Source organism: Paenibacillus sp. FSL H7-0918 (genome assembly GCF_038007025.1).
GTDB lineage: Bacteria > Bacillota > Bacilli > Paenibacillales > Paenibacillaceae > Paenibacillus_AQ > Paenibacillus_AQ odorifer.
Genome location: NZ_JBBOWJ010000001.1, coordinates 2,548,207 through 2,560,680, shown reverse-complemented (window position 1 = coordinate 2,560,680; position 12,474 = coordinate 2,548,207). Strand labels below are relative to the sequence as shown.

The 12,474-nt window shown below is 46.3% G+C and carries 11 protein-coding genes; 7 read left to right on the top strand and 4 right to left on the bottom strand.

Annotation, left to right across the window (positions count from 1 at the left end):
- Positions 1–230 precede the first annotated feature (230 nt).
- Positions 231–419, bottom strand: a complete 189-nt coding sequence (locus MHI15_RS11650; protein ID WP_256717501.1) for a hypothetical protein — start codon at positions 417–419, stop codon at positions 231–233.
- Positions 420–495: 76 nt separating this feature from the next.
- Between MHI15_RS11650 and MHI15_RS11645 the strand changes: the two genes are divergently transcribed.
- On the top strand, positions 496–1,380 hold the full coding sequence (locus MHI15_RS11645) for a PDZ domain-containing protein (RefSeq protein WP_341164425.1): 885 nt from the start codon (positions 496–498) through the stop codon (positions 1,378–1,380).
- Between the two features lie 357 nt (positions 1,381–1,737).
- Here MHI15_RS11645 and MHI15_RS11640 read toward each other — a convergent pair whose 3' ends face one another.
- From MHI15_RS11640 to MHI15_RS11630, 3 genes are read right to left on the bottom strand one after another with little or no spacing between them, the layout of a single operon-like run.
- Positions 1,738–1,890, bottom strand: a complete 153-nt coding sequence (locus MHI15_RS11640) for a hypothetical protein (protein ID WP_179086763.1) — start codon at positions 1,888–1,890, stop codon at positions 1,738–1,740.
- An 18-nt stretch (positions 1,891–1,908) separates the two neighbouring features.
- Positions 1,909–2,562 carry a response regulator transcription factor gene (locus MHI15_RS11635; RefSeq protein WP_341164424.1) on the bottom strand — a complete coding sequence of 218 codons (654 nt, stop codon included), beginning with the start codon at positions 2,560–2,562 and terminating at the stop codon, positions 1,909–1,911.
- 17 nt (positions 2,563–2,579) lie between these two features.
- Positions 2,580–3,737 carry a sensor histidine kinase gene (locus MHI15_RS11630; protein WP_076279161.1) on the bottom strand — a complete coding sequence of 386 codons (1,158 nt, stop codon included), beginning with the start codon at positions 3,735–3,737 and terminating at the stop codon, positions 2,580–2,582.
- Positions 3,738–3,901: 164 nt separating this feature from the next.
- Between MHI15_RS11630 and MHI15_RS11625 the strand changes: the two genes are divergently transcribed.
- The 6 genes from MHI15_RS11625 (at position 3,902) to MHI15_RS11600 (ending at position 12,289) form a co-directional block, all read left to right on the top strand.
- A complete protein-coding gene (locus tag MHI15_RS11625; protein ID WP_076123817.1) occupies positions 3,902–4,837 on the top strand; it encodes an ABC transporter ATP-binding protein in 936 nt (311 codons plus the stop codon).
- A 17-nt stretch (positions 4,838–4,854) separates the two neighbouring features.
- Positions 4,855–6,027, top strand: coding sequence for an ABC transporter permease (locus tag MHI15_RS11620; protein WP_081387166.1), 1,173 nt, complete (start codon positions 4,855–4,857; stop codon positions 6,025–6,027).
- Positions 6,020–7,180 carry an ABC transporter permease gene (locus MHI15_RS11615; protein WP_076279162.1) on the top strand — a complete coding sequence of 387 codons (1,161 nt, stop codon included), beginning with the start codon at positions 6,020–6,022 and terminating at the stop codon, positions 7,178–7,180. Before MHI15_RS11620 ends, MHI15_RS11615 begins: the two co-directional genes overlap by 8 nt.
- A 122-nt stretch (positions 7,181–7,302) precedes the next feature.
- Entirely contained in the window at positions 7,303–7,626 is a 324-nt protein-coding gene (locus MHI15_RS11610; protein ID WP_038573529.1) for an L-rhamnose mutarotase, read from the top strand.
- A 223-nt stretch (positions 7,627–7,849) separates the two neighbouring features.
- Entirely contained in the window at positions 7,850–9,004 is a 1,155-nt protein-coding gene (locus MHI15_RS11605) for a cation:proton antiporter (RefSeq protein ID WP_341164423.1), read from the top strand.
- Positions 9,005–9,280: 276 nt separating this feature from the next.
- Positions 9,281–12,289 (top strand): efflux RND transporter permease subunit, encoded by a 3,009-nt coding sequence (locus tag MHI15_RS11600; protein ID WP_076303618.1) that lies wholly within the window; start codon positions 9,281–9,283, stop codon positions 12,287–12,289.
- Positions 12,290–12,474 lie beyond the last annotated feature (185 nt).

Sequence of the window (12,474 nt, the reverse complement as noted above, 5' to 3'; positions counted from 1 at the left end):
CCAACCGACGTAGAGGAATTAGAATATATACAAATCAGTCATCGGACGAAAAGGAGTGTGACGAACAGTTTGAATGTGATTCAGGAACTGTTAGGAAGCTTGGGCACTGCGTTCTTACACTTATTGATCCAGCCGTATTACTACATTGCTATTATATTTATTGCGTTATATTACCGTAGGCAGGTGGCATTAGAACGAAAGCTGATACATGTGAAATTACATAGCTGGGGTCAGGAAACGTGGCGGACGGTATGGAGTGGTCTAGTCATGGGTTTGGTCGTCTCTATAGCAGCCGTTCTGCTAGGAATATCATTATCAGGTACCGCTGTAGCCTGCATTTGGGTAGTTAGTCTCGTGTTGTCGCTATTGCGTGTACGGTATTTGTGCTTTGCGTATTCTATAGGCTTGTTAGGTATCATTCAGTTTGTAATTTCTTTCTTTCCAGATGCTTTAGATAGTGGAACGGTAGGGAATATTACCACCGCCATACGGGAGATGGATATTCCTGCTTTGCTAGTGTTAGCTGCGCTGCTGCACATGGCGGAGGCACTGCTGGCCCGCAGACAAGGGGCCAAGCTTGCAACGCCGCTCTTCCTGAAGGGAAAGCGCGGCATGGTCGTCGGCGGCTATCAGCTGCAGGCCTTCTGGCCGCTGCCGCTGTTCCTGCTGCTCCCATCGGGAGCAGGAACGGATTTGCCATGGCACTCGCTGCTCGGCGGCAGCCTTGGCATCGTCTCTTTGCCCGTCATCATCGGCTTCAGCGAGATGACACAGGGCATGCTGCCCGGGCGCAAGGCGGCCCGCACTGCAGGACGGCTGCTGATCTACAGCATCGTCCTGCTCGGCTTAAGCCTGCTTGCCGCTTGGTGGAGCCCGCTGACTCTGGTCGCGGCGCTCGCAGCTATTGTGCTGCACGAAGGGTTAAGCTGGTACAGCGCTCTGGAAGAGCGCAGCATCAGCCCCATCTTCGTGCATCCACCGCGCGGCCGCAAAGTGCTGGCCGTGCTGCCGGGCAGTCCCGGCCAGGAGCTGGGCATCCTGCCCGGCGAGATCTTACTGAAGGTCAACGGGGTCCTGTTGACCGATGCGGCGCAGCTACATGAGGCGCTGCGCATGAATCCAGCGTTCTGCAAGCTGGAGGTGCTGAACCGTGAAGGGGAGAGCAAATACCTTCAAAGCCCGATCTATGATGGGGATCACCATCAGCTCGGTATTATTTTGGTGCCGGAGACAGATGGGATGATTACCACTGAGGCGAAGCCTTCCAGCATCTACAGCATCATCGGGATGAAGACAGGCATACGCAGCCGGAACTTTCCGGACGGCCAACTTAAACGAAAAAAAACCACTGAAGCCAAGCAGGAATCAGCGGAAGGATAACTAGAAGATGCCCCATAAGCCATGAAATGGTGAATGGGGTATCTTTGTTTTTGATTAGATGGTAATTTCGCGTGCGAGAAGTTGCTATCGGACCCAGTTGACCCTAATCGCAGCATTTTGGCTTTTTTAGAATGGTAACGGACCCCAAAGCCGCTATTGGCATCAAAAATACCCCAAATGAGCCTCTTTCTGAGGAATAACGTCGCTGGGGTCCGAAACTCTGCTCAAAAGCCGATAAAATTGTAAATAGCGTCGCTGGAGTCCGAACCCGCGTCCAAGGAGTAATGTCACTGGAGTCCGAACCGGCGCCTAAGGAGTAATGTCACTGGAGTCCGAACCGGCGCCTAAGGAGTAATGTCACTGGAGTCCGAGCCCGCGCCCAAGGAGTAACGTCACTGGAGTCCGAGCCCACACCCAAGGAATAGCGTCGCTGGAGTCCGAACCCGCGCCAAGGAGCAGCGCGTCACTGGAGTCCGTAAGAAAAACTAACTTTGGCAGTGGACTATTCATATGCTATATGTTACTAGTTCAACCTTGCATGTTCTTCAAATAAAAAATTGCAATTTGCGTACGATCGCGGAGCTCTAATTTGCTTAATATATCCGTTATGTAATTTTTGACGGTACCCTCGCTTAAAAAAAGCTGTCCGGCGATTTCTTTGTTGCTATGCCCCTCAGCGATAGAAGCCACTACAGCCAGCTCTGTTTTGGTCAATCCGAAGGATTCCAGTGGCTGTACCTGTGGCAATTCTTGCCGTGCCGTAGGCTGCAGAAAGGTTGCCAGCTTGCGGGCGATATCAGGGTGGATAAGCATGTTCCCTTCAAAAACCGTTTTAATGCCTTGGATGATCCGGTCTGGCGGTATGTTTTTGAGCAAATATCCACTAGCTCCGTTACGTAGTGCCTCAATGATATATTCATCGTCGTCGAAGGTGGTCAGCATCAATATCGCAATTTGCGGAAAAGCCTGCTTAATCTTCTCCGTTCCTTCAACGCCACCGCAGCCGGGCATGCGGATATCCATCAGAGCCAAATCGGCCATTAATCCTTCTTGAAGTAATTCCAAGGCTTCGTTACCTTCACAAGCTGCTCCAACAACTTCAATATCTGGGTCCATCCCTAGCAATACTTGCAGACTTTGGCGAATAAAGGGGTCGTCATCAACAATTAACACTTTAATCATTAGCATGGCTCCTTTCGTTATACAATCTCATCTTGCTTATAAATGGGCAGCCGCGTAATGACTGTAAAATGTGGCTCCTGCCTTAGTTCGAGTGTTCCACCGATCAGATGAGTGCGCTCGTACATGCCTTTCATCCCGTCCCCACCACTCCCCAATAATTTGCGGAGCTTCTCTTCTTCTGGAAGTGATCCATTGTTGCTAACCTCCATAGTGATTCCTGCTTGCGCGTAGTCAATTTTGATCCGGATGGACGTTGCTTTTCCATGCCGCAAGGCGTTGGTTATAGCCTCACGGGCGTTTTTGTACAGGATCACTTGGATACTAGGATAGAGCGGATAAGGTATGCCCTGAACTTGGTATGAGGTCTCGATCCCCGTCTCACGCCCAATCTCTTCGAGCAGCCGGTCTAACGCATAAGCTCCCTCAAGCTTCGGGGTGTAGTTGATACGTTTAACTGCGGACCGCATATCGTCCATGCTGGCCGACAGCTGGTCACGAATCAGTTCCATCATTTGCATTCCACTCTCGGGAGAGGTGGGCAAGGTCTGGAGGGCGGCCTCCATCATCATTTTAATCCGGATTAGCCGGTGGCCGATATCGTCATGGAGCTGGCGTGAGATTCGGACGCGCTCTTTGGACTGGGCAGACTCTTCTACTTGCGCGCTGAACTCCAGCAGGCGGTTGCGAGCTTCATCAAGCTCGAAATGCTTTTTGCGCAACTCATCATATAGAAGAAGAGTGTCTTCGCGCCGCTGGCCAGCTTTCAATAATAGCTTATTTAGGTAGGCAGTGAGCAGAAATGAAAGGTTAATGTAAGTCACTACGAGCGATGGAGAATTCTGGAGTGCAACGTTCAAAGCTATCAGATGTACACCTGTGAACACGTAAGGCACTGCTTTAGGCTGGAGTCTGGAATAATAAAGCAGTGCTGATATAGCGGGGAAAATCATCATGCTGCCATATTGATAACATAACCAGGCCGTGAACAAGATTTCAATGATACTAATCAAAGCATGAATGGATCGAGGGAGCTTTGGCACCATGACCACAAGGAATAGAAGCATCAGGATATGCAGCGTGAAGATTCCATAATCGTTATATTGATAGACATAAATGGTAATAAACGCAGGGATTAAGATGAGTCCGTAACGCAATAAGTTTAGCTCTCTGGGCACGCCTTAGTCATCCTTTATGTTTTTTAATAATCTTAGCATATTATCCCACTACTTCAGGAGATGACTTTAGTCACCTTCAAAAAATGACCTTTCGTACATCCGCAAAAATTCAACCTAGAATAAAATTGAAAATATAGAAGCACACACGACAGGGGAGATAAGAGATGGCAATCGCGGTGTTGACCGATGTGGTGAAACGGTATGAGAACAAATTAACGGTAGATCATGTGAATGTTACGATTCAAGCAGGAGAGATCTTTGGCCTGCTAGGCCCGAACGGGGCAGGTAAAAGTACAACTATAAGTATGATTTGCGGCCTGCTAAAGATTGATAGTGGAGACATTGTTATTGATGGGTTATCAGTCTCTTCGAATGCACTGGAGGTTAAGAAAAAGATCGGCTTAGTTCCGCAGGATTTGGCTTTGTACAATACAATGACAGCAGCTGAAAATGTAACTTTTTTCGGAAGATTGTATGGCTTGCGGGGAAAATTGCTGAAAGAGCGGGTGGCGGAAGCTCTTGCTTTCACAGGACTTAGTGACCGGGCCAAAGAAAAACCAGCCACCTTCTCCGGAGGGATGAAAAGACGTTTGAATATCGCTTGTGCCATCATGCATCATCCAAAGCTGATTATTATGGATGAGCCGACCGTAGGAATTGATCCGCAGTCTCGTAATCATATCCTTGAGTCGGTCAAAGAGCTGAATCGGCTTGGCTCAACCGTCATCTACACTAGTCATTATATGGAAGAGGTTGCAGCCATTTGTGATCGGGTAGCGATTATGGATAAGGGACATATCATTGCTTGTGGCACGGAAAAGGAGCTGCGGGAACGGGTTTCTCAAGAAGAAAAAATAGTGGTCAAAGCAACGAACATCACCCCGGAGCTAATCAATGAGCTTAGTCTACACCCGCGGATCACGAGAGTGGAAAGTAAAGAGGGAACGGTAGAAATGTATCTCCCCTCCTCACAGGATGAGCTGCAGGATATCTTATTTATTTTTGCTAAACATGAAGGCGTTATTGGTTCTTTAAATATTGAGGAGCCGGATCTGGAGACATTATTCCTTAGTTTGACAGGACGGACATTGCGCGATTAAAGGAGGGCGAGAACGCTTTGAGAAATATTTGGACAATTATGATTTATGAGCTTCGCAGGCTGTTTATTTCACGCTCAATCATCATTAATATGTTTCTGCTACCGCTGCTTTTGATCTTTCTGCTGGGTGCTTCCCTCTCCAGTGTAATCGGTGATAAGGCAGCGTCTAAGATTGACCCTGTACGTGTTGGTGTAGTTAATCTTTCTGGAGAAGGGTATGAAAGCTCGGCGATGATAGACAGCTTTTTGAAGACGCCGGAGCTTAAGGATATCATTATTCCGGTCAAAGTAGGGAGCCGAGAGACAGCGGAAAGTGGCCTGCGCGCCGGGAAATATGCTTATGCGGTTATTGTTCCCCTAGGCTTCGATAAGAAAGTACAAAGCGGCGAAACTGCAAAGCTAGAGTTTGTTCTGGGCAAAGATCGGACAGATAACATGGTTGCGGGGACGGTATTCGATAACTTTTTGAACAATATTAACTATAAGCAATCCGTAGCTATGACGCTGGGTCCAGAAGCTTTGACCGCTACTGCACCAAGTTTGGGAGAGCAGCCATCTGTTAAGGTTGGGGCGCTCAGTGAAGGTGGCCGATCCTATACAGCCTCCCAATTCTATGCGGTATCCATGATGCTGATGTTTCTGCTATATAGCGGTTTGACCGTCAGCAGCTCTCTTTTTAATGAAAAAGAAAATCACACCCTCTTCCGAATAACCTCAATGCCGGTAAAAGGTTCTGAGCTGTTTATTGGTAAAATGCTAGGCGTAGGGGTTGTAAGTGTAGTGCAGTGCGCAGCGATTATTATCCTGACTCATTTGTTGTTTGGCGTAAATTGGGGCAATCGTCCGGGCTTGCTGCTGCTCTTCTGTCTTTTAATGATCATAGCTTCCATGACATTATCGATTGTTATTTCAATGTTTAGCAAAACTAAAGCAAGTGCAGGAAGTATTGTTAATGTTATCACTGTGGTCATGACCTTCATTAGTGGAGGGATGGCTCCACTTCCGGAATCATGGGTGAACTCGGTCGGGGCATTTACCCTGAATCACTGGGTACTACAAGCTGTTCTAAAAATGATGCTGCATGCAGAGGTCTCAGAGATTTTGCCGAATCTGCTGGTCTTGTCGATCATCTGTCTGGTTCTATTCAGTGCAGCGGTTATCTCGTACCGGAAGGTAGGTTACCATGGATAAGATCTTAACGATTGCTTGGAATATGGTGAAAAGAACGATTGGTTCTCGGAATGGGCTGCTTTCGTATATTCTTCTGCCATGTCTTGTCGTGGCCGGGGTAGTAGCAATTAGTGGAAGTATGGGTGAGAGACCGGCTACTATTTTATATTCGAATATGGACGATGGTGCAGCGGGCAAACATTTGCTTACCGAGCTGGAGAATACCGGTGATTATAAGCTGGTAGAGAAGACAGATGAGGCTGATTTGAGGGAGAGTATTATCGATCAGAACGGAGAAGCCGGTATTTTGATACCGCAAAACTTCACCTCCGCACTGCTTGCTGGAGAAGAGCCGCAAATTAGTGTGTATGAGCTTAAGGCTACCGAAACATCCATTATGGTAAAAATGAAAATCAGTGTAATTGCTGATGAAATGCGAAACACTGCTGGACTAATTGGAGCAGCTCGGGCTGAGGCTACGGACTCGAACTCACAGTTTGCTGCCGTAATGCAGAGAGCAGAGCAACATAGTGTAGGCAGTATAAGAACAGATTATGATTTATATCCAAAAGAGGGCTTAAGCATCGTCACAGGATTTACTTTGATGTTTTTAATGGGGCTGGTTACAAGTTCAGTGTCGCTTATTATGGATGATCGAAGAGAAAGAACGATGAAACGTATGTTCAGTGCCCCGGTTCGTTCGTATGAGATTGCCCTCGGTAATTTTCTGGGAAGCTTCATTGTTGGGTTAATTCAAATTGTTGTAGTACTTGCTTTGGGCCGTTATGTACTGCAGTTTGACTTTGGATTACCGCTCTACTTGTATTTTTTGGTTCTTGCAGCATTTATGCTCGTTTCCATGGGCTTAGCCAGTACGGTAGCAGGTCTGATTCGCAATCCCAATAATACTGGCATGCTTAATTCGCTGATCCTGACCCCAACATGTATGCTTGGAGGCTGTTTCTGGCCGTTATCCATTATGCCGGATTATATGCAGAAGGCAGCTAATTTTGTACCGCAAAAATGGGCGATCCAAGCGATCGATATCGCTGCTACAGGTGGAGGCTGGAATGAATTATGGCTGCCTTTTGCCATCTTGGGTCTTATGGCCGCGGTGCTGCTGGCGATTGGTTCTGCTATTCTACGTCCGAGTGAAGCCGGAATTAACGCTTAAAAAATTTACAGATCATATAGATATGCATAGCTTGGACTACTCTATTCAGGTACAATAATAGGTATCAAATGTCCCTAGTTCTTAATATGTGTAAAAGAGGGGATTTCTAGGAGGATGAGCAGATGAGCAGCAATAAATTGGCTTGGACATGGCGGGTGAAGGAAGAATGTTTAGAGGAGTATGTAGCTATGCATTTAAATCCTTGGCCAGAAATTTTGGAGGAGCACAGTAAGGCTGGTATTTCTAACTATTCCATCTTTCAGAATGGCAATCAATTTTTTTACTGTTATGAGTGTGAGGATAGTAAGGCGGCTTTTGATTACATTGCCAAAAGTGATGCTTGCAACCGCTGGAATGCGATTACCTCTAAGATGGTTGAAGGTTCATTTGATTTCAATGATGAGGTGCCTATGCAGCCCTTACGTGAAGTGTTCTATCTGAAATAAGCAATTCAATTCTAGAACAAATCAAATGTGCATAATTTATATTATCGGCGCATCTGGTTTACAGTTATTTTAAATATAGGTATAATATAATTTATAAAGTTAAATTGAATAATTATTTGTTTTTTGGAGGAGCCTGTCAACAAGGGCTCCTCTTTGTCTTTTTTTGGCTTGGAGAAGCTCCTGGTTGGCAGTTCTTATATACAACAAGGGAGTGGATTGAAAGATGGAGTTTATTTTATATCTTATGCTGATCATATTGTTCACCAAAGTAGCTGGTGATCTATCTGTGCGGCTTGGGCAACCAGCTGTGCTAGGTAAGCTTATTGTGGGAATCATACTGGGGCCTGCGGTACTGGGCTGGGTTCAGGATGGAGAGTTTATTCATTATATCTCTGAGATCGGTGTTCTACTGTTAATGTTCATAGCGGGGCTTGAGACGGATCTGGATCAATTGCGCAAGAACTGGAAATCAGCTTTTGCAGTAGCCGTCGGTGGAATTATATTACCCTTTTTGGGTGGGTTCGCCTTAGGAGAAATGTTTGGTTTTGCTTATCATAATGCTTTGTTTATGGGCGTTATTCTTAGTGCAACATCGGTCAGCATATCGGTGCAGGTGTTAAAAGATATGAATAAGCTGAACACACGTGAAGGCTCTACAATTCTGGGGGCTGCCGTAGTAGATGATATTCTAGTTGTTATTTTGCTCGCTGTTCTGATGAGCTTTTTCGGTACAGGGGCAGACGTTTCTATTGGTCTTTTAATTGGGAAAAAGGTGTTGTTCTTTGCCGTAGCGATTATTGCCGGCTGGTTCATTGTTCCTCGGGTCATGAAATGGATGGCTCCGTTGAAGGTGACAGAGGCGATTATTTCAGCAGCGTTAATGATTTGTTTCGCATTCGCCTATTTTGCTGAAATCATGGGGATGGCAGGAATCATTGGTGCCTTTGCGGCTGGGATTGCTATCTCGCAAACTTCCTTTAAGCACACGGTAGAATCCAAGCTCGAGCCGATTGCTTATTCGATTTTTGTGCCGGTCTTTTTTGTAAGTATCGGACTTAGTGTTTCCTTTGAAGGGGTAGGCAGTCAAATCGGCTTCGTGCTCTTGCTTACGGTGGTTGCCATTCTGACCAAGCTGTTTGGTGGCGGTCTGGGTGCGCGTCTTACAGGCTTTGATAACCACTCGTCTGCCATTATTGGGTCAGGGATGATTTCACGGGGGGAAGTTGCGTTGATCATTGCCGCCACAGGGCTGCAAAGCGGCTTGTTACAGCAACAGTATTTTACTTCGGTCATAATTGTTGTAATTGTAACTACACTTGTAACGCCGCCACTATTGAAATTTATGTTCCGTGATCCAGTACGTGCGGAAGGGAAATAAACCATAACAAAGGGAGTCCTGTTGGTCATTTATATGGCTAACGGGGCTCTTTTTTTATGCTCACGTTCCAGTTGCCATCATCAAGAAAAAGGACGGGTATCTGTCTACAGAAGGGGAAAGTTCCCCGTCTTAAGACTGAGTACGAAACCAGCCGTAGGGCTGTTTTGAGTTCAGCCAAAAATGACTAAACTAAATCTCGGGATGGAAATTAATACATAATCAAACAGACATAAGGGGAGTGCCAGAAATCATGTGGAGTGGAAGGGGAAAAAGAAAATGAAATGGTTAACAAAATGGTCGTTCGGTAACAAGGCTGCGGTGGGGCTTTTAGTAGTCATGGCTCTTGTGGTGGGAGGGATGAGCTACACTTCGCTACCGATGGAATTTATGCCAGAGGCGGATAATCCTCAAGTGACTGTAACTGTGCTGGGTCCTGGCCAGGATACACATGCTATGGAGACTAATGTAACGAAGCCGATAGAAGCTGGAGCAGCTTTTGTGAAAGGGAAGAAGGAAATACTGTCCACTTCCGGAGACGGATATGCGCAGGTAAATATTTTTTATGATTCGAAAACGAATATGAAGGATGCTGCGCAGGAGGTTCAGAAGGTCGTCGATTCATTGAAGTTCCCGGAAGGGGTAATGGCTCCTTTTGTACTTCAGTTGAATACCTCCATGATTCCTGTATCACAGGTTACTCTTGCTTTTGACGAAGGCCTGACTAAAGAGAATCTTAAGCTTGCGGAAGAAACTATCATTCCAGAGATGCAAAAAGCTGAAGGGGTAGCGAACGTTGCTTTATATGGTAAGGTAACTCCGCAGGTCAGCGTTAAGCTGGACCCGAAATTAATGGCTGAGAAGGGAGTCACGACTCCACAAGTATTAGGTTTACTTCAAGGACGTAATGTATCGGCATCCCTTGGGGAGCAAACGATTGGTGGGCAGACCGGCAATGTTAACGTAGTTTCTACGATAGATAGTATGGATACTTTGAAAAAGCTTCCTGTATCTGCGGGCGTTAAGCTACAGGATATCGCTGCTGTCGAATTGAAGCAGGATCAGGAAAGTGTCAGCCGTTCGAACGGGAAAGACGTTCTATTCGCCATAGTGACCAAAGAGGCTAATGCGAATGCAGTCAGTGTCGGAGATAACATTCAGGCTGCCGTAAATCATATTAATACAACCATTCCTAATGCAGAAGCAGCAGTGGTATTCAGTACATCGGATATGGTAGTTAGCTCGGTGAACAGTATGATGCGTGAGGTATTGCTAGGTGCATTATTTGCGACGATTGTGATTCTGTTGTTCCTGCGTAACCTGCGGGCTACTCTGATTACGGCAGTATCCATCCCACTTTCGTTAGCAGTCACCTTATATCTGCTGAATATTTCCGGCATAAGCTTGAATATCATTACACTCGGGGGAGTCGCGGTTGCGGTAGGCCGTTTGGTCGATGATAGTATCGTGGTGATTGAGAACATTTACCGTAGGCTGCAAAAAGAACCCTTTTCCCGTGAAATGATTATTAGTGCAACTGGGGAAGTGGCTAGAGCGATTACCTCATCAACCATTGCTACCGTAGCAGTATTTCTGCCGATGGGTCTCTTGCGTGGTAGTTTGCAAGCTTTCTTACTGCCGTTTGCTTTAACAGTGACCTATTCATTGCTTACTTCACTAGTAGTAGCTTTGACGGTTGTTCCTCTTTTAAGCTCATGGCTGCTGAGAAGAACATCAATGAAAGAACACGAACCTTCTAAATGGTTTATCCGCTTTCTGGACTGGAATCTTCGCCGTAAATGGGTTAGCTTATCGTTGGGTCTCCTGCTTCTGATTGGCTCCATTGCTGCTTATGTGACTATGCCCAAAGGGGCGCTCGATGCTTCGGATGCCAGCTATGTTTCTGTTCAGATGAATTATCCGAAGGATGTTCCTGTCAAAGATATTTTGGAAAAGGGAAAGCAGTTAGAACAAGATTTGATGAAGCAGCCACAAGCAGAAACGGTAATCATGCAATCAGGGAATAGTGCGGACGCCGCTAAGTGGGGGAGTGTTACCTCTGAAACCTTAGTGGACTATACCGTTGTTATGAAAAAAGGTGCAGATGCCCAGGCTTTTATTGATCATGTTCGTGAGGTAAAAGATTCATACACTGGAGCAACACTTGTTGCTAACCAAATGAGTATGATGGGATCCAGCTCTACCAGTGAATATATTGATATTGTCGGAGATAATCTTGCGGATATTACTACTGTAGCAACAGAAGTCACCGCTAAGCTGAAGACCGTAGAGGGAATTCAAAAAGTCAGCAGCAATATGGAGGACACGAAACCTGTATTTTCCTTTAAGGTAGATCCGGCGCAAAGTAATGCGCAAGAGATTTCAATGCAGCTGTCAGCGATGCTTAATCCGATTCCAATGGGGCAAATTGAGCTCGATGGTGACGCAGCAGGTGTAGTGTTAGATCCTATGGTTCAGCCGCAAACGGAGCAGGATTTAAAAGCGCTGACGCTCATGACGGCTGAGGGGCCGAAGCCACTGTCTCAGCTCGCAACTTACGAGGTTCGGAATGAACCAGCAATGTTGTTCCATAAAGATGGGAAGCCGTATGTACGAATTACAGCAGAGGTTGATCCGAAGAAGGTATCTGAGATCGGTGCGAATATTAAAAAAGAAACCGATAGTCTTACACTTCCGAAAGGCGTGACCTTATTTGCAGGCGGAGCGTCAGTTGATCAGTCAGAGGATTTCAACGACTTGGGCATGACGGCATTGATCTCCATCGGGTTGGTCTATCTGATTATGGTACTCACCTTTAAAACCCTTCGGGCTCCACTGGCGATTATGTTCTCCTTGCCGCTCGCGGCGATTGGTGCGATTGTTGGACTTATCGTGTCCGGTGTAACGCCTGACTTCACTGCTCTGTTCGGGGCGTTGATGTTAATAGGTATTGTTGTTACGAATGCCATTGTGCTCATTGACCGGATTAAGCAAAATGAAGCCAATATGAGTATCCACGAGGCTATTCTAGAAGCTGCCGGAACACGGATGCGTCCGATTCTCATGACGGCGATTGCCACCATCTGCGCCATGACACCGTTGCTGTTCGGCCATGCCGAGATGGGCAGCATCGTCTCGCAAAGCTTGGCGATTGTAGTCATTGGCGGATTAACCGCAGCAACACTGCTTACGCTGATTGTAGTGCCGGCGATTTACGAGTTGTTCTACTTCCGTAAATCGGCAAAAGAGCGTAAAGGAGCAGAAAAGACTAATGCTCCGGCGCTTTAAATAAGCAAACGGCAAGCCTCCGGGTTAATGGGGCTTGCCGTTTTTTTGTTTTGTTACAAATCCCTATAAATATGGAGTTAACTTGTCTACACTAATAGCCAAAACTTTGTTTAGGAAAGGCTGAAAGGCGCTTTGCCAGATTGCAATATCCCCCCCTGAAATAAATATTTATTTTTTAATTTTAA